This window comes from Microvirga sp. TS319, from assembly GCF_041276405.1.
In the GTDB taxonomy this organism is placed as follows: Bacteria; Pseudomonadota; Alphaproteobacteria; order Rhizobiales; family Beijerinckiaceae; genus Microvirga.
In genome coordinates this window covers 4007502-4025336 of record NZ_JBGGGT010000002.1, presented here as the reverse complement: position 1 = coordinate 4025336, position 17835 = coordinate 4007502, and the positions used below count along the sequence as shown (strand labels likewise).

Annotated in this window: 19 protein-coding genes; 10 read left to right on the top strand and 9 right to left on the bottom strand. The window is 65.6% G+C overall.

From position 1 onward, the window contains the following. Positions 1-118: 118 nt before the first annotated feature. The 6 genes from dnaA to mutM form a co-directional block, all read right to left on the bottom strand. Complete coding sequence (gene dnaA / locus AB8841_RS28340) at positions 119-1570, bottom strand: chromosomal replication initiator protein DnaA (RefSeq protein ID WP_370439071.1); 1452 nt, start codon at positions 1568-1570, stop codon at positions 119-121. A gap of 1247 nt (positions 1571-2817) precedes the next feature. Beyond that, positions 2818-3084, bottom strand: a complete 267-nt coding sequence (gene rpsT / locus AB8841_RS28335; RefSeq protein WP_370439070.1) for a 30S ribosomal protein S20 — start codon at positions 3082-3084, stop codon at positions 2818-2820. 166 nt (positions 3085-3250) lie between these two features. Further along, a complete protein-coding gene (locus tag AB8841_RS28330) occupies positions 3251-4066 on the bottom strand; it encodes a TSUP family transporter (protein ID WP_370439069.1) in 816 nt (271 codons plus the stop codon). Between the two features lie 2 nt (positions 4067-4068). Beyond that, positions 4069-4842, bottom strand: a complete 774-nt coding sequence (locus AB8841_RS28325; protein WP_370439068.1) for an enoyl-CoA hydratase — start codon at positions 4840-4842, stop codon at positions 4069-4071. Positions 4843-4987: 145 nt separating this feature from the next. Beyond that, on the bottom strand, positions 4988-5785 hold the full coding sequence (locus AB8841_RS28320) for a DUF2189 domain-containing protein (protein WP_370439067.1): 798 nt from the start codon (positions 5783-5785) through the stop codon (positions 4988-4990). Between the two features lie 143 nt (positions 5786-5928). Further along, positions 5929-6825: a bifunctional DNA-formamidopyrimidine glycosylase/DNA-(apurinic or apyrimidinic site) lyase gene (gene mutM, locus AB8841_RS28315; protein WP_370439066.1), complete on the bottom strand. Its 897-nt coding sequence runs from the start codon at positions 6823-6825 to the stop codon at positions 5929-5931. 99 nt (positions 6826-6924) lie between these two features. Here mutM and ubiE point away from each other — a divergent pair, with 99 nt between their 5' ends. The 10 genes from ubiE to AB8841_RS28265 all read left to right on the top strand — a co-directional run bounded on the left by ubiE (position 6925) and on the right by AB8841_RS28265 (position 13728). Next, the gene (gene ubiE, locus AB8841_RS28310; protein WP_370439065.1) at positions 6925-7674 is read left to right on the top strand and encodes a bifunctional demethylmenaquinone methyltransferase/2-methoxy-6-polyprenyl-1,4-benzoquinol methylase UbiE; all 750 of its coding nucleotides are present in this window, start codon (positions 6925-6927) and stop codon (positions 7672-7674) included. A gap of 3 nt (positions 7675-7677) precedes the next feature. Beyond that, entirely contained in the window at positions 7678-9252 is a 1575-nt protein-coding gene (gene ubiB, locus AB8841_RS28305) for a 2-polyprenylphenol 6-hydroxylase (protein WP_370439064.1), read from the top strand. Further along, positions 9249-10460 carry a bifunctional phosphopantothenoylcysteine decarboxylase/phosphopantothenate--cysteine ligase CoaBC gene (gene coaBC / locus AB8841_RS28300; RefSeq protein ID WP_370439063.1) on the top strand — a complete coding sequence of 404 codons (1212 nt, stop codon included), beginning with the start codon at positions 9249-9251 and terminating at the stop codon, positions 10458-10460. Before ubiB ends, coaBC begins: the two co-directional genes overlap by 4 nt. Continuing rightward, positions 10457-10912: a dUTP diphosphatase gene (dut, locus tag AB8841_RS28295; RefSeq protein WP_370439062.1), complete on the top strand. Its 456-nt coding sequence runs from the start codon at positions 10457-10459 to the stop codon at positions 10910-10912. Before coaBC ends, dut begins: the two co-directional genes overlap by 4 nt. 10 nt (positions 10913-10922) lie before the next feature. After that, a complete protein-coding gene (locus tag AB8841_RS28290; RefSeq protein WP_370439061.1) occupies positions 10923-11372 on the top strand; it encodes an Rrf2 family transcriptional regulator in 450 nt (149 codons plus the stop codon). Between the two features lie 73 nt (positions 11373-11445). Then, positions 11446-12426 carry a cysteine synthase A gene (gene cysK / locus AB8841_RS28285; protein WP_370439060.1) on the top strand — a complete coding sequence of 327 codons (981 nt, stop codon included), beginning with the start codon at positions 11446-11448 and terminating at the stop codon, positions 12424-12426. Positions 12427-12581: 155 nt separating this feature from the next. Then, positions 12582-12938, top strand: coding sequence for a hypothetical protein (locus AB8841_RS28280; RefSeq protein ID WP_370439059.1), 357 nt, complete (start codon positions 12582-12584; stop codon positions 12936-12938). Positions 12939-12950: 12 nt separating this feature from the next. Next, a complete protein-coding gene (locus AB8841_RS28275; protein ID WP_370439058.1) occupies positions 12951-13184 on the top strand; it encodes a hypothetical protein in 234 nt (77 codons plus the stop codon). A 12-nt stretch (positions 13185-13196) separates the two neighbouring features. Next, on the top strand, positions 13197-13517 hold the full coding sequence (locus AB8841_RS28270) for a hypothetical protein (RefSeq protein WP_370439057.1): 321 nt from the start codon (positions 13197-13199) through the stop codon (positions 13515-13517). Between the two features lie 46 nt (positions 13518-13563). Next, positions 13564-13728: a hypothetical protein gene (locus AB8841_RS28265; protein WP_370439056.1), complete on the top strand. Its 165-nt coding sequence runs from the start codon at positions 13564-13566 to the stop codon at positions 13726-13728. A 66-nt stretch (positions 13729-13794) separates the two neighbouring features. Here AB8841_RS28265 and typA read toward each other — a convergent pair whose 3' ends face one another. From typA to AB8841_RS28250, 3 genes are all read right to left on the bottom strand, one after another. After that, entirely contained in the window at positions 13795-15621 is a 1827-nt protein-coding gene (gene typA / locus AB8841_RS28260) for a translational GTPase TypA (RefSeq protein ID WP_370439055.1), read from the bottom strand. Positions 15622-15769: 148 nt separating this feature from the next. Beyond that, a complete protein-coding gene (locus AB8841_RS28255) occupies positions 15770-16891 on the bottom strand; it encodes a site-2 protease family protein (RefSeq protein WP_370439054.1) in 1122 nt (373 codons plus the stop codon). A 399-nt stretch (positions 16892-17290) separates the two neighbouring features. Continuing rightward, on the bottom strand, positions 17291-17833 hold the full coding sequence (locus AB8841_RS28250; protein WP_370439053.1) for an MOSC domain-containing protein: 543 nt from the start codon (positions 17831-17833) through the stop codon (positions 17291-17293). Between the last annotated feature and the right edge of the window lie 2 nt (positions 17834-17835).

Here is a 17835-nt window from a genome sequence, read left to right as displayed (position 1 = left end):
CAAGATTGGCGTCTGTCGCCCGAGAATGCAAGGCCACAGGTTTCGACTGTTCCGAATGAGCCTCTCGCCGCCCGGGAAGGGCCTATTCCTCCGGAAAGGCTTACTCCTCCGGAAAGGCTTACTCCTGGAGCATCCGCTTGAGCAGCTCGACCTCGTCGGAGAGCGCGTGATCCTCGCCAAGCGCCTTTTCGATCTTGCGCACCGCATGGAGCACGGTGGTGTGATCACGCCCGCCGAAGCGGCGGCCGATCTCCGGCAGGGAGCGGAGCGTCAGCACCTTGGACAGATACATGGCGATCTGGCGTGGCCGCACTACGGCGGCGGTTCGCCGTTCCGAGAGGATATCCGAGCGGGAGACGTTGTAGCGCGAGGCCACGAGCTTCTGGATGTCCTCGATCTTCACGCGCTTCGGCTCGCGGTTGCGCACGAGATCGCGGATCGCGGTCTCGGCGGTCTCGAGGGTGATGGCCGAGCCGGTGAGCGTGGCATGCGCCAGGAGGCGGTTCACCGCACCTTCGAGATCGCGGCCGTTCGCCGTGATCGAGCGGGCCACGTAGGCGATGACGTTGGGACCCACCTCGAAGGTGGAGTGAATGGTTTTGAGGGCCTCGATGCGGGTGGAGAGGATCGAGGTGCGAAGGGCTTCGTCGAGCGCCGTGACCTCGACCACGAGGCCGCCAGCGAGGCGCGAGCGCACGCGCTCGTCCAGGTTCTCGAGATCCGCCGGCGGGCGGTCGGCGGCGATCACGATCTGGCGGCCCGCATCGATGAGGGCGTTGAGCGTGTGGCCGAATTCCTGCTGGATCTGCTTGCCCTGGATGAACTGCACGTCGTCGATGATGAGCAGGTCGATCCCGCGCAGGCGCTCCTTGAAGGCCAGCGACGTCTGCGCCTTCAGGGACGCGACGAAGCCGTACATGAAGCGGTCCGCGGTGAGATAGATGACGCGCCGGCCCTGGCCGCGCATCTGATGGCCGATGGCATGGAGCAAATGGGTCTTGCCGAGACCAACGCCCGCATGAAGATAAAGCGGGTTGTAGATCACCTGACCGTTGGCCGCATGGGCGACCCGGTCGGCGGCAGCATGCGCCAGGGCATTGGAGCGGCCGATGATGAAGCTCTCAAAAGTCAGGCGCGGATCGAGCGGCGCGCCGCCGAGATCCGAGTTTTCCGTCCGCTCCTCCTGGGGAAGAGTGAGCGAGGGCGTCTTGGGTTCGTTGGCCTGAACGGTCATCGGCATGGGGGCAGGCGTGTTCGGACGGGGGGCCTCGCCCGGGCGGCGCTGGGCGGATGCCTCGCGGCCGATCGTGTTGCGCACGCCGATCACCACGCGCTCCACATCCTTGGTCTCCGAGCGGTACACCGACAGCACCCGGTCGGCATAGTGGGACTCGATCCAGCTTTTCAGGAACCGGGTCGGCACCGTCAGATAGGCGCAGCCTTCCATCACCGTATCCAGTTCCAGGCGGCCGAACCAGCTGGCAAAGATATCCTCACCCAGCTCGGCACGCAGGCGGCGCTTGACCCGCGTCCAGACATCCGATGCCGTTTGCTCGCCAGAAGCTTCCATGCCGCTCTCATTGGCAGCGGCAAAGGCGCGATGGTCCTCGCTGCGATACATCAAATTTCCTCCACGAGGCTTTGCCGGATTGAGCAAAACCCCCACGCATGACCCGTTCTGAACAGCAAAGCAGCCCTGAATCACAGGTTGTTCAGAACGTGGCGCCCCCAATTGTACTAAAGATTATCGAACCGCTTCAAAGTCGAGGCAGTCGGAAAACGCTACCCCTTGGATAGCCCTTCAAGCTCTATCAAGACTACCTCTGAGGAAGGCACGTGCTTTCGCCTGCTTCTTGTCAGAATGAAACAAAGCCCTGACCCCATGATTGTGTTCTATAGCTTGGGACTTGAACGGATGACTTAACGGCGAGCCGTTGAAGCAGGATGACCATATACAGGCTGGGCGAGGGCGCGCAACATGGTCGAGTCAACAGGCATCCTGCAAAGATGCCCAAAAAGGCTCCACAGACCCGTCCACAGGTTTTGGGGTGCGGCGATAAAGTCCTGACTCTTCAACTGATTCACAGTGTCGCCCCAGCTTGTTTCGACGCGCGAAAAAAGCTTTTTCCGCAACCTTGATTCAGGATCGATTCGGCGCCTCCCGGAGGGTGATTCCGATGCTTTGCGAACCTTTGCCTGCTAAGCTACTGATCGGCATCGGCATTTCATGTGCATTTTGAATCTGCGCCTTGTGGATTCTCACCCTGTTTTCCGATGATAAAGTCAAGCTCCCGTGTGGATAAAAGGCGAGCAAAAAGCTGCTATCGGGGCTGTTCGGTCTGTCCCTTTGCGGCATGACGGAGACAGCTGGCTTCCAACGGCTTGAGCGAGCGAAGTTCGAGGCATCGGGTCCGTTCCCGCCGTGGGGGAGGGGGAGGCGGTGTTCGACGGTGAGGCAGGTGAGGCAAATGAAGGGAGGGGCTCGCAGCTGCTCCATCGCAAGGCCTTCCGCCTGGAGGGCGCGCTTCGGCTGGGGTCCGCACGATGCGCTCCTCTAGAAGCGAGCATCGGATCCAATCCCACAAGTGGATTCTACGTTTGGGTCCGATGCTCTAATCGCCGGAAACGGACGCGGAGCGGTTTGGAGGGGCGGCGACCAGTACCTTCCCGCTTGCGGGCCCGGCTCGTTCGGGAGGGGCGCGTGCAGGAGGCGGTTTACGCTGGATAGTTCTGCCGGATAGACATGGGGCGGGTGGTCAGCAAAAAACCCGGCCGTTGGGCCGGGTTCGAACATCGTCGATGCTGCCTGGGAGCGGTTTAGGCGCTCAGGGCCTTGATGCGGCTCGTCAGGCGCGAAACCTTCCGGGAAGCGGTGTTCTTGTGCACGATGCCCTTCTGGGCGGCGCGCATCATTTCCGGCTCGGCGGCGCGCATGGCCGCGAAGGCCTCGGTCTGGTTGCCGGAGGCGATCGCCTCCTCGACCTTGCGGACGAACGTCCGCATGCGGCTGCGGCGGGACTTGTTGACCGCAGTGCGCTTGGCAATCTTGCGGGTCATTTTCTTGGCGGACACGGTGTTGGCCATGGCCAATCCTCGTTTGTTAAAAGTCCGACGCGACAAGCCCGGCTTGGAGCTCCGTCAGCGACCGGTCGATGAATGGAAACCGAAGAGCCCGCGGACGCGCGGGCTCGTGTGGGGCGGCTTATAGACGTGATCCTCGGGAACGTCAATGTCCGTAGGTCTGTGCGCCTCAAAAAAGCGCCGAGAGGCCTCCGCGCACTCCTTCCGACAGGATGACGCGCCACGGATTGGCGGGATCGACGAGGAGCCTCAGCGCCATGGCGGCCGAGACCAGGACCAGCAGCGGACGGATGATCCGGCTCCCCAGCCGCATGGCGAGCCGCGAGCCCACCTGCGCCCCGAGAAACGAGGCTCCTGCCATGACGAGGCCTACCGGCCAGATCACGGCTCCGGTGGCCGCATAGAGAAGAAGGCTGCCCAGGTTGCTCGCAAGGTTCAGAAGCTTGGTATGGGCTGTCGCCCGAACCACCCCGTAGCCGAGGAGTGTCACGAAGGCGAGCATGTAGAAGGAGCCGGCGCCGGGTCCGAAGATTCCGTCATAGAAGCCGACGGCGACCGGAGCGGTGGCGCCGAAGGCGAACGCCGTCATCCGGGCATGGGCGTCCTCGTCCTTCACTTTGCGCGACAGGGCGAAATAGACCGCGATGGCGATCAGGAGCACCGGGATCAGCATCTGCAGAAGGGATTGCGGCAGGAATCGCACGCAGAGCGCGCCCGCGACCCCGCTCACGAAGGCCACGGCCGTGAAGCCCCAGGCCTTGCGCCAGTTGATCAGCTCGCGGCGTCCGAAGGTGTAGGTGGCGGATGCCGCCGCGAAGGCGCCCTGCACCTTGTTGGTGGCGATGGCGCTCGCCGGACTGAGACCTGCGAGCAGGAGAGCAGGCACCGTGAGAAGCCCGCCGCCGCCCGCGATCGAATCCACGAAGCCCGCGAAAAAAGAGATCGCGGCGAGAGCCGCGATCATGTCGAAACCGATATCCGGCACGGTTACTGATCTTTGAATTCGGCGGCGCGCTTGTCCACGAAGGCGGCCATGCCTTCCTTCTGGTCGGCGGTGGCGAACATGGCGTGGAACACCCGCCGCTCGAAACGGATGCCCTCGGACAAGGACACCTCATCGGCCCGGTTGATGGTTTCCTTCGTCATCATGGCGATGGGCAGCGACATGGCCGCGATGGTCTCCGCCGTCTTCATGGTCTCGGAGATGAGGTCCGCGAGGGGCACCACGCGGGCGACGAGGCCGGAGCGCTCGGCCTCTTCCGCGCCCATCATCCTTCCCGTCAGGCACATCTCCATGGCCTTGGCCCGGCCGACGAGGCGGGTGAGGCGCTGCGTGCCGCCCATGCCGGGCATGACGCCCAGCTTGATCTCGGGCTGGCCGAACTTGGCGTTGTCGGCCGCGATGATGAAATCGCACATCATGGCGAATTCGCAGCCGCCGCCGAGCGCAAAGCCCGCGACCGCGGCGATCATCGGCTTGCGGCGGCCCGCCACCTTCTCCCAGCCGGAGAACTGGTTGTCGAGATAGATCTGCGGATAGGCGAGCGAGGCCATCTCCTTGATGTCGGCTCCCGCGGCGAAAGCCTTTTCGGACCCGGTGACCACGATGCAGCCGACCGCCGGATCGGCCTCGAAGGTGTCGAGGGCCTGGTTCACCTCGTTCAGGAGCGCCGAATTGAGGGCGTTGAGAGCCTGGGGGCGGTTGAGGGTGATGAGTCCCACCTTGCCGCGCGTCTCGACGATGATCGTTTCATAGGCCATGGCCGGAATCTCCGCTGTTGCGTCCCTGGGTTACGGGAGGCGGCGGGGCTCGGCAAGTCCCTATCGCGATCCCCGGATCACGTCCGGGGACGGGGATGACGGGAGGGAGCGAGTTGACCCGGAGGGGCGTGACGGCCCGGACAGGTCATTCCACCACCTTGCGATAGAGGTGCCAGGTCGCGTGCCCGAGGATCGGCAGCACCACGGCCAGCCCCACGAAGAGCGGGATGAAGCCGATGACGAGCGCCAGGGCAACGATGAGCGCCCAGACGATCATGGGACCGGGATTAGCGGCCACCGCCCTGAAGGATGTGAGGATCGCAGGGATCGCGCCCACGTCCCGGTCGAGCAGGAGCGGGAAGGAGATCACGCTCAAGGAGAAGACGACGGCGCTGAAGATGAAGCCGAGGGCATTGCCCGCGATGACGAGGGTCCAGCCGTCCCGGGTGGTGAAGACCTCATGCAGGAAGCCGCTCAGAGAATCCGGGGCATGCCAGCCGAACAGCGATTGATAAAGCGCCTGGGCCGTCAGGAGCCAGGCGATGAAGATCACCATCAGCAGAACGCCGAGCGCCGCGATCGACCCGATGGAGTGGGAGCGGAAGACGTTGGAGACGCTGCTCACGGACACGTCCTGTCCGCGCTCGCGCTCGCGGCTGATCTCGTAGAGGCCCACGGCCGCGAGCGGCCCCACGAGGGCGAAGCCCGACATGAGCGGGAAGAGAAGCGGCAGCATGTTGTTGCCGAAGGCGAGGCCCGCGAAGAACACGCCGAGGATCGGGTATAAAAGGCAGATGAAGAAGAGATGGGTCGGAGCGGCCCAGAAATCCTCGGCGCCCCGCCTCAAGGCGTCCATGAGGTCGGAGGTGCCGATCCTGCGGATCGTGAGGTGCTCCGAAACCGGGTCACGGTGGATGTGGGAAACGACGTCGATCTTGGCCATGGCGAGCCCTCCTGAACCTCGAGTTCAAGCGGTCGCGAGCCTGTCCTGCAGAAGATGCCGACGGTGAAGGTCGCAACCTGCAAGAGACGAGAGTCCATGCCTTTTCAGGCTTTTTCGGGGAGGGGCAGCCTTGGCCGTTCACATTATCGCGCACGCGTCTGCTTCTGGCAGACCGGGCAATAGAAGGTGGATCGGCCGGACTGCACCAGACGCGCGACCGTGCCGGAGCATTCGGGCGTGACGCAGGGCTCCCCCTCCCGGTCGTAGACACGGAAGGAATGCTGGAAATAGCCGAGCGAGCCGTCCACCTGGGCATGATCCCGCAAGGTGGATCCGCCCGCCGTCACCGCTTCCGAGAGGACTTCCCGGATCACCTCCGCCAGGCGATGCGCCTTGTCGGTCGGCTTGCCGGCCCTGGTGGCGAGCGATCCCGCCGGAGCTTCCGGATGAAGGCCGGTGCGGAACAGGGCTTCGCAGACATAGATGTTGCCGAGCCCCGCGATCAGGCGCTGGTCGAGGAGGGCGGCCTTCAGCGGCGTCCGCCTGCCCGCGAACAGATCGGCGATGATCTGCCCTGAGAGTTCGTTTCCAAGAGGTTCGATGCCCATCTGGGCGAAATGCCTGCAGGATTCGATCCCGGAGCGGGGCACCATATCCATGAAGCCGAAGCGCCGGGCGTCGTTGTAGGTGACGCTCGCTCCGTTGGAGAGGTGGAAGGTCACGTGATCGTGCGCGTTGAGGCCGCCATGCTCGTGGTGGAACTCTCCCGGCATCCGGCTCGCCCCATCTTGCGTCACCAGGAATCGGCCCGACATGCCCAGATGCATGATCAGCACCTCCCCGGAGGAGAGATCGGCGAGCAGATACTTGGCCCGGCGGCCCAGAGCCCTAACCTCCTGTCCCTCCAGGCGCTCCACGAAGCGTTCGGGGAACGGAAAGCGCAGGTCCGGGCGGCGCTGCACCACCTTCGTGAAGCGGGCTCCCACCATGGCGGGCTCCAGGCCCCGCCGGACGGTTTCGACTTCGGGCAGTTCGGGCATCAACCATCTCTTCGGTTCGCAGGAGTCCTTACATAGCCATCGGGCCCCGCTTCCGCTATGGATCCCGCTGAGAGTGCGACGAAAGGGTTTTTGAGGATCATGACCGACGAGAACACCCATTTCGGGTTTCAATCCGTGCCCCTGGACGAGAAGCAGGGCCGCGTGAACGAGGTCTTCCGTTCGGTGGCGAGCCGCTACGACCTCATGAACGATCTCATGTCCGCAGGGCTCCACCGCCTCTGGAAGGATAGCCTCGTCTCCACCCTGCGTCCGCCCCGCGAGCGTGCCTTCCGCCACCTGGACGTGGCCGGCGGCACGGGCGACGTGGCCTTTCGCATTCTCGACGCGGGCGGGCCGCGGACCCATGTGACCGTGCTCGACATCAACGGCGAGATGCTGAAAGTGGGCGCCGAGCGCGCCGGTCGCCGCTATGACGGCCGCATCGACTTCGTCGAGGCCAATGCGGAAGAGCTGCCGCTCGAATCCAACAGCTACGACGCCTACACGATCGCCTTCGGTATCCGGAACGTGCCGCGCATCGACGTGGCCCTGCGTGAGGCGCATCGCGTGCTGAAGCCCGGCGGGCGCTTCCTCTGCCTCGAATTCTCGAAGGTGGACGTGCCCCTCCTCGACAGGATCTACGACGTCTATTCCTTCAACGTGATCCCGCAGATGGGCCGGATGGTGACGGGGGATGCGGAATCCTACCAGTATCTCGTGGAATCGATCCGCAAGTTCCCGCCGCCCGCCGCTTTCGCCCGGATGATCGAGGAGGCAGGCTTCAAGCGCGTCACCTATCGGCCGCTCACGGCGGGCGTGGTCGCCATTCATTCCGGCTGGAAGATCTGAGACGTGATCGGCAGCATCGTCCATCTCGCGCGCAATCTGCGCGCCGGCTTCATCCTCGCCCGCGAAGGTGCTCTCGGGCTCTTCGATCCGAGCGCCCTGCCGCCCTCCGCGCGCCTTGCCTTGAGATTGGCGCGCACCATCGAGCGTCGGCAGACGGGGGACGGCGCGGCGCGTCTTTCCAAGGCTCTCACGCGGCTCGGGCCGTCCTACGTGAAATTCGGCCAGTTCCTCGCGACGCGTCCCGATATCGTGGGCGTTGCGGCGGCGCGCGATCTGGAGCGCCTGCAGGACCGGATGCCTCCGTTCCCGCGCGCCCAGGCCGTCGCCGTGATCGAGGCCGCTCTCGGGCGTCCGATCGGCGCTCTCTTCCTCGATTTCAGCGAGCCCCTGGCGGCGGCCTCCATCGCTCAGGTCCACAAGGCTCGCATCCGCACGCCGGAAGGCGAGGAGACGGTGGCCGTGAAGGTGGTGCGCCCCGGCGTCCGTGAAGGCTTTGCCCGCGACCTTCAGGCCATGCGCGCGGCCGCGCGCCTGTTCGAGCGCATGGTGCCCGATGCGCGCCGCCTCAGGCCCATGGAAGTGGTGGAGACGCTGGCGCGCTCCGTTTCCGTCGAGATGGATCTGCGCCTCGAAGCCGCCGCCGTCTCGGAACTCGCCGAGAACACGAAGGGCGATCCCGATTTCCGCGTACCCAAGCCGGAATGGGATCTCACGGCTCGCGACGTGCTCACCACCACTTGGATCGACGGCGTGCGCCTCAACGACATCGAGGGTATCGAGCGTGCCGGCTTCGACCGCGAGGCGCTCGCGCGCACGGTGATCCAGTCCTTCCTGCGCCACGCCATCCGCGACGGCTATTTTCATGCCGACATGCATCCTGGCAACCTGTTCGTGGATCGGGAGGGCCGTCTCGTCGCGGTCGATTTCGGCATCATGGGGCGCCTGGGCCTCAAGGAGCGGCGCTTCCTGGCCGAGATCCTACTCGGCTTCATCCGCCGCGACTACCTGCGTGTCGCGCAGGTGCATTTCGAGGCCGGCTACGTGCCGCCGCACCATTCGGTAGAGGATTTCGCGCAGGCGATCCGCGCCATCGGCGAGCCGATCCACGACCGGCGCGCCGACGAGATCTCGATGGCGAAGCTGCTGACGCTGCTGTTCGAGATCACGGCCCTGTTCGACATGGCGACGCGCACCGAACTCGTGATGCTGCAGAAGACCATGGTGGTGGTGGAAGGGGTCGCGCGCGCGCTCGATCCCAAGCTCGACATGTGGACCACATCCGAGCCGGTGGTGCGTGAATGGATCGAGCGCAATCTCGGGCCTTTGGGCCGCGTCGAGCAGGCGGGCCGCGGCCTGTGGACTCTCGCGGGCGTCATCGGCGACCTGCCGGATCTCGCCCTGCGGGCCGAGCGGGTTCTCAACCAGATGGAAGACATGACCGCCAAGGGCGTCGCCCTCAACCAGGAGAGCATCGCCGCCATCGGGCGCGCGGAGGCGCGCGGCAACCGCTGGGGCATGGCCGCCTTGTGGATCATCGCCGTCTCGTTGATGATCATGCTGTTCAGAGGTTTCTCATGACGCTGTCCGGCAAACGCATTCTCCTCGTCATCGGCGGCGGGATCGCGGCCTACAAGTCCCTCGACCTGATCCGCCGCCTGCGCGAGCGGGGCGCATTGGTGCGCTGCGTTCTCACCCATGGCGCGCAGCAATTCATCACGCAGCTGGCGGCCTCGGCCCTTACCGGACAGCGCACGCATACCGATCTCTTCGACCGCGAGGACGAGGCCGATATCGGGCACATCCGGCTGGCGCGCGATGCGGATCTCGTCGTGGTCGCGCCCGCGACCGCCAATCTCATGGCGAAGATGGCGGGAGGGCATGCGGACGATCTCGCTTCCACAATCCTGCTCGCCACCACGCTGCCCATCCTGATCGCGCCCGCCATGAACGTGCGCATGTGGCTGCATCCGGCCACGCAACGCAATCTCAAGGCCCTCCGGGCCGATGGCGTCCATACGGTCGGGCCGAACGACGGCGCGATGGCGGAGGCTGAAATCGGCCCCGGCCGCATGGCCGAGCCCCTCGAAATCGCGGCTGCCGTCGAGCGCCTGCTGGCCCCCTCCGGCCCACTTGCTGGCCGCCATGTGATCGTGACCTCGGGCCCGACGCATGAGCCGATCGATCCGGTGCGCTATATCGCCAACCGGTCTTCGGGCAAGCAGGGCCACGCGATCGCAAGAGCGGCCGCGGCGGCAGGCGCACGCGTGACGCTGATCTCCGGTCCCGTCGATCTGCCCGATCCCGCCGGCGTCGCCACCGTGCATGTGGAGAGCGCACGCGAGATGCTGGCCGCGGTGGAGAAGGCGCTGCCCGCCGATATCGGCATCTTCGCCGCCGCCGTCGCCGATTGGCGCGTAGCGAATGCGGGCGGGCAGAAGATCAAGAAGAAGGACGGCGCTCTGCCGAACCTGGCCCTTGCCGAAAACCCCGACATTCTCGCCACGATCTCGAAATCGGCGCAGAACCGTCCGGCCCTCATGGTGGGCTTTGCCGCCGAGACCGAGAACGTGATCGAACACGCGAAGCAGAAACTCGTGAAGAAGGGCTGCGATCTCATCCTCGCCAACGACGTGTCGCCTGCCGCCGGCGTCATGGGTGGCGACAGCAATACGGTGCATCTCGTAACGTCAACCAATGTCGAGACCTGGCCGACGCTCTCGAAGACCGAGGTCGCCGAACGGCTCGTCGCGCATGTGGGCGCTTTGCTCGGAGACCGGAACCCATGACCCATGTGCTGCGCGTCCAGCGCCTGCCTCACGGTGCCGGCCTGCCGCTGCCGCGCTATGAAACCCCGGGCGCCGCGGGCATGGATCTGATCGCCGCCAACCCGGCCGAAGCCCCGGTGGTGCTGGCCCCGCTGGAACGCAGGCTCGTTCCCACGGGCCTCGTCATCCAGCTGGAGCAGGGTTTCGAGGCCCAGGTGCGGCCGCGCTCGGGCCTCGCCCTCAGGCACGGCGTGACGGTTCTCAATGCGCCCGGCACCATTGACGCGGATTACCGCGGCGAGGTGCAGGTGCTGCTCGTCAATCTCGGCACGGAGCCCTTCGCGATCACGCGCGGCATGCGCATCGCGCAGATGATCGTTGCCCCCGTCACGACCGTGGAAGTGGCGGAGGTCGCCGCCGTCGATCGTACGGCGCGGGACGCAGGCGGGTTCGGCTCGACGGGACTGAACTGAAAGGCACGCGATGAACTTTCTCTCCCGCCGCTCCCTGCTCGCGATCGCCGCCGTCACCGACATCGCGCTCCATGCGCGGCCGATGCCCGTCTCGGCGAAGGCGCTCGCCGCCCGGCACAACCTGCCGCCGCGTTATCTGGAGCCGGTGCTGCAGGCTTTGGTGCGGCAGGGGATCCTCAAAGGCGTGCGCGGCCCCCGCGGCGGCTACGAACTTGCCCGCGAGCGCCGGCGCATCACGGCGGGAGACATCGTGCGCACCGCCATGACGGCGCAGGAGGATGAGGGCAGTGCCCCGATTCCGGAATCGCGGCTCGCCGAAGCGGTGGTGGCTCCGCTCGTGACGAAGGGAACGGAAGCCTTCCTGGCCGAGCTCGACAAGGTGACGGTGGAGGACTTGTGCAACCGGGCGCAGGAGGAAGCCGTCGTCGAAGCGACCACTCCCGTGGATTTCACGATATAGTTTGTGAATTAACGCAATTATCGACACCCGTTGCGGAAAGGACTAGGATCCTGCCCTTCTCATGGAGGATCTTATGGCTGACACGTTCAACGCCTCGGACGCCGCTACGAAGCCCGGCCGCGGGCGCATTTTCGGCTCCATCACCGACACCATCGGCAATACCCCGCTCGTGCGTCTCAACCGCCTGCCGAAGGAGCATGGAGTCGATGCCGAGATTCTCCTCAAGCTCGAGTTCTTCAACCCGATCTCCAGTGTGAAGGACCGCATCGGCGTCAGCATGATCGACGCCCTGGAGGCCTCCGGCCAGATCAAGCCCGGCGCCACGCTGATCGAGCCGACCTCCGGCAATACCGGCATTGCGCTCGCCTTCGTGGCGGCCGCGCGCGGCTACCGCCTGATCCTCGTGATGCCCGAGACCATGTCCATAGAACGGCGCAAGATGCTGGCCTTTCTCGGCGCCGAACTGGAGCTCACCCCCGGGCCGCAGGGCATGAAGGGCGCGATCGCCCGCGCGGAGGAGCTGCTCAAGGAAATCCCGGGCTCGGTCATTCCGCAGCAGTTCAAGAACCCGGCCAATCCCGATATCCATCGCAGGACCACGGCCGAGGAGATCTGGAACGACACCCACGGCCAGCTCGATGCCTTCGTGGCGGGCGTCGGTACCGGCGGCACGATTACGGGCGTCGCCCAGGTCATCAAGCCGCGTCTGCCGGACCTGAAGGTCTTTGCCGTGGAGCCGGAGGATTCCCCCGTGCTCTCCGGCGGCCAGCCTGGCCCGCACAAGATCCAGGGGCTGGGCGCCGGCTTCATCCCGGACGTGCTCGACCGCTCCCGCATCGACGGCGTGATCACCATCGGCAACCAGACCGCGTTCGACATGGCCCGCAGGCTCGCCAAGCTGGAAGGCATCCCGGGCGGCATCTCCACGGGCGCCAATGTGGCGGCCGCCCTGGAGATCGCATCCCGTCCCGAGTTCAAGGGCAAGCGCATCGTCACCGTCGCGCCGTCCTTCGCCGAGCGCTATCTCTCGACGGCTTTGTTCGAGGGGCTGTAAGATTTCGTCCTGTCTGACCCGAGAAAGGGCGGCCTTCAGGCCGCCCTTTTTGTTTGGCGGCCATCCAAGCTTGGCAAGAACTTCCCTCAGCCCGTCGGGTTCTCCTGGAAGCAGACGAATTCAACCATTTTCCAAATGAATTGACGGAGTTCACCATGGCGGAGCGCAAGGCGCCTCATTCGTTGAAAGACCAGGACGCGGACCAGATCCGCAACGAGCAGCGGGGCGGCGACGACAGTCCCATCGACCCGAACCGGAACGGTGGGCCGGAAGGCAACGCCACCATGCGCCGTGCCTGGAGCGAGCCGGGCGGCGAGGCCTACAATTACCGCCAGGGCCAGACGGGCCAGACGAGCCAGGCCGGCATGGACGGCCATGACGAACTCACCGCCGCCGAGACGCCCGAGGCCACGAAGCATTTGAGCGATGCGACGCTCTCGCCGGACGACAAGGACGCGACGGCGGAAGCCATCGAGCGGGCGACGGCCGTCAACGGCAAGAACCAGGGCTGACAGGAGAGCGCCATGGGCAATGCAGGCTATGGCAACCATACCGAGGACACGAAGAAGCACGTCGATTCCGAGCGGCCGGATCCGGCGGCGGGTCGCGGGGGCTCACCCAAGGACAAAGCCGGCGGTGCTCCGCCTGCGGTCGGGCCTCACGGCAAGCCGTCGCTGACCAATCCGGACGCGACGCCCGGCGCGGGAGCCCTCCCGGATATCGGCGATCGCGACGGAACCGATTCCACCAGCTCGTGACAGGACCCGGCCATGACGCAGAACCCAAATTCCGGACCGCGGGTCCCGACGGAGCGCCCCGACCCCGAATCGGCTGACCGTAATCCGAGGCCCGGATCCGAGGACCGGCCCGGCTTCGATCTCGGCGGCTCGGTCGACGAGACCAATGCGACGGGCACCGGCTCCGGCACCATCCCGGGCGGCCCGAAGGGAATCCCATCGCGCGGCACCGATGCCGGCTCCCGCGCGACCGGTCTTACCGATCCCAGCGGCTCGCGGTCTCTCGGAAACGAGGGCGACGCCGGCTCGGAATCCGGCTCCGGGCCGACGAGCGGCTCCGGCGGCCCGACCTGATGCAAGACTACGTGATGCGAGAGATGCGAGAAAGGAACAAGCAGCGATGGCTCGATCCGACAAAAAGTCCAACCAGGCGACCGAACAGGATATCGACGCACCGCGCCTGACGCCGCAGGGCCGCGACAACCCCGATGGGTCCGGTGAGGATTCCACCAAACCCATGGGCGAGGGTGCGAAGAAGGGGCAGAGCGACAAGGCTGAAGGCTAAGGACCTTCATGCATACGAAAAAGGCCGCCCTCGGGGCGGCCTTCTGGTCATGTCTCAACGCAGATCTTATGCGCTCAGCGCTTCCTTCTGCTTCTCGGCGCGCTTGCGATCGTTCGGATCGAGGATCGCCTTGCGGATGCGGATCGACTTCGGCGTGACCTCCACGAGCTCGTCGTCCTCGATCCAGGCGAGCGAGCGCTCGAGGGTCATGCGGATCGGAGGCGTGAGCCGCACCGCCTCGTCCTTGGAGGTCGTGCGGATATTGGTGAGCTTCTTGCCCTTCAGCACGTTCACCTCGAGGTCGTTCTCGCGGTTGTGCTCGCCGACGATCATGCCCTGATAGACCTTCCAGCCGGGCTCGATCATCATCGGGCCGCGATCTTCCAGGTTCCACAGCGCATAGGCCACGGCCTCGCCCGCATCGTTGGAGATCAGAACGCCGTTGCGGCGGCCCGCGATCTCGCCCTTGTAGGGCTCGTAGGCGTGGAACAGGCGGTTCATGATGGCCGTGCCGCGGGTGTCGGTCAGAAGCTCGCTCTGATAGCCGATGAGGCCACGGGTCGGAGCGTAGAACACGAGACGCTGACGGTTGCCGCCGGAGGGGCGCATTTCGACCATCTCGGCGCGGCGCTCGGACATCTTCTGCACCACGACGCCGGAGAATTCCTCGTCCACGTCGATCACCACTTCCTCGACGGGCTCGAGAAGCTGGCCGTTCTCATCCTTCTCGAACACCACGCGGGGACGCGATACGGCGAGTTCGAAGCCCTCGCGGCGCATGGTTTCGATGAGGATGGCGAGCTGCAACTCGCCGCGGCCCGAGACGTAGAACGAGTCCTTGTCGGCCGCTTCCTCGATCTTGAGGGTCACGTTGCCTTCCGCTTCCTTGAACAGGCGGTCGCGGATCATGCGGCTCGTGACCTTGTCGCCTTCGGTTCCGGCCAGAGGGCTGTCATTGACGATGAACGACATGGTCACGGTCGGCGGATCGATCGGCTGAGCCTGGATCGGAATGTCGTTCTCGGGCGCGGAGAAGGTATCGGCCACCGAGCCCTTCACGAGACCCGCGATGGAGACGATGTCGCCGGCCTCGCCCACGTCGATGGGCTGGCGCTCGAGGCCGCGGAAGGCCAGGATCTTGGACACGCGGCCGGTTTCCACCACGTTGCCTTCGCGGTCGAGGACCTTGATCGACTGGTTCGGCCTCACCGTGCCGGAGCTGATGCGGCCCGTGACGATACGGCCCAGGAAGGGGTTGGATTCGAGCAGCGTGCCGAGCATCCGGAACGGGCCTTCCTCGGTCTTGGCCGGGGGCACGTGATCGAGCACGAGGTCGAAGAGCGGGGCCAAGCCCTGATCGCTCGGGCCCTCCGGGGATTTCGCCATCCAGCCGTTGCGGCCCGACCCGTAGAGGATCGGGAAGTCGAGCTGCTCGTCGTTGGCGTCGAGCGCGGCGAAGAGGTCGAACACCTCGTTGATCACCTCCTGATGGCGCGCATCGGGGCGGTCGATCTTGTTGATGGCGACAATGGGACGCAGGCCGATCTTGAGGGCCTTGGAGACCACGAACTTGGTCTGCGGCATCGGACCTTCCGCTGCGTCAACAAGCACGATGGCGCCGTCCACCATGCTCAAGATTCGCTCGACCTCGCCGCCGAAATCGGCGTGGCCGGGGGTGTCGACGATGTTGATGCGGGTGTCCTTCCAGACCACCGAGGTGGCCTTGGCCAGGATGGTGATGCCCCGCTCCTTTTCGATGTCGTTGGAATCCATCGCGCGCTCTTCGACACGCTGGTTCTCACGGAAGGCGCCGGATTGCTGGAGCAGCTTGTCGACGAGGGTGGTCTTGCCGTGGTCGACGTGGGCGATGATGGCGATATTGCGTAGTTTCATAAGGGGTCTTTCAAGGCAAAGAGGCCCGGCACGCGGCGGATGTCCCCGCGCCCCTGGCTCGTACCGGGCGAAGAAATTGATGGACTTGCAATATAGTGATTAGTCTGCGGCGGCAATAGGGCGTGCCGTCGTCACAGGCCGCGAAGGTTCAAAAACCGCCCTGAACATAGGATTTCCGGGTGCGGAAACGCCAATCCGGGCGGGCGCTGCGCACCATCATCATCTCGCCGAGATTCTCGGGCGTCAGGAGCCCGACGAGCTGTTCGTCCCGGTTCAGCACGAGGAGAGCCGGGGCCTTGGCCTTGTTGAGCAGGGTGATGGCGGCCTCGAAGGGCTGCCATTCCTGGACCGTCGGCAGGTCCCGGGCCATCACGTCGAGGACCGGGGTCATGGGGCCTCCCTGACGGAGAGCCACGATCAGGCCGTCGCGGGTCAAAAGGCCGCGCGGATGGCCCCCACCGTCGACCACCGGAAATTCCCTCTGGGAGGTGCGCAGCATCAGGTCGACGGCATCGTCCAGGGTCGAGGATGTCTGAAGCGTCTCGACCGAGCTGATCATGCCCGCATGCACGGGCAGGCCCTGCGTTGCGCCCCGGAACGAGACGTCCTGCGCCTCCGCGGAGGCGGCGAGATAGATGAAAAGGGCGATGATGATCAGCATCGGGTTGCTGAAGAGCCCGAGCAGCGCGAACAGGAAGGCCGCGCCCTGGCCGATCCGCGCTGCGGCGCGGGTGGCATCGGCATAGTTCATGCGCATCGCGAGGACCGCCCTCAGGACGCGCCCGCCGTCCATGGGAAAGGCCGGGATCATGTTGAACACCACCAGGAAGATATTGGCGGCGGCCAGCCGCATCATGATGCCCGCATGCGGATTTTCGAGTGCCGTCGCGGCGGCGGTGTCGACCCGCAGGCCAAGGACGAGAATGATGGCCGCCGCGATGGCCACGTTCACCAGGGGCCCCGCCACCGCGACCACCAGCTCCTCGCGAGGCTTGTCGGGGATCCGCTCGAGGCTCGCGACGCCGCCGATGGGCCAGAGCGTCACCTCGGGCGTCTTGATGCCGTAGCGCTTCGCCGCGAGGATGTGCCCGAACTCATGGGCCAGCACGCAGGCGAAGATCAGCACGATGAAGACCACGCCGTCGATGGCGGCCGACCGGCCTCCCGCCTGCCATTGCGCCGCGCCGATCCAGATCAGGAAGAGCAGGAAGGTCACATGGATGCGGATCTCGGTGCCGGCGATGCGCGCGACGGGAATGGACCAGGGCATGGCTGCTCTCCGGAGGCCTTCGGGATCAAAGGTAGGGCGAGGGCGGCGCTTTCCAAAGCCGGGAGAAAGGCGGTCCGCCCGGCTGCCATCGGCATCCCGAGGCAGCCGCAGGCTGAGCCTGGGATCCATATCGGCTGACGTTTGAGGAAATGGATTCCCGCTTTCGCGGGGATGATCCGAGGGGCGGGGATGACCCAAGAAGCCGTCACCCTCGTCCGAGAAGGATACGGCGCGACAGGGATTGTCGGTCGCGCCAGGCCGATCTGAAGCGGATTCAGCGGCTGGAGACCATGCTGTTTCGCAGCGATGCCATGGTGCGCCGGCTCCCGATCCGGATGGAGCGGCGCTTTCGTGGAGAGCCGGAGGTCAACGAGGCCGAGTGGTCGCGCCGAACGTCCCTCACACCCGCTTGAGCCGGCGATGCGGCTCAGGCGGCAGAGTGACGGCGATCCCGTCGCCGGGGCGAACCTCGCCGCCCGTCAGAACGATCCCCATCACGCCCGCCTTGAGGACGAGCCGGCCTTCGCGGTCGCGGTCGAGCACGGCGGCCATGAGGCCTTTCCGGATGCGGTCGATCTGAACGCAGGGATTGCGCAGCCCCGTCAATTCCACCACGGCGGATGCCCCGAGATGCAGCCGCGCCCCGACCGGAAGGGCGAGCAGGTCGAGGCCCCGCGTGGTGATGTTCTCGCCCATCTCTCCTGGCGCGACGGAAAAGCCTTTCCTGGCCAGCTCGTCGAAGAGCTCCGCGTGGATGAGATGGACCTGGCGCAGGTTCGGCTGGCCGGGGTCGACTTTCACGCGGGAGCGGTGCTTGACCGTTTCTCCCGCATGGGCGTCGCCTTCGACGCCCATCCCGGCAACGAGCCGGATGCCGTCCGCATTCGGCTTGGAAAAGGAATGCGTCGGGCTGCGGCTGACGGCAACGACCGACGCATCCATGG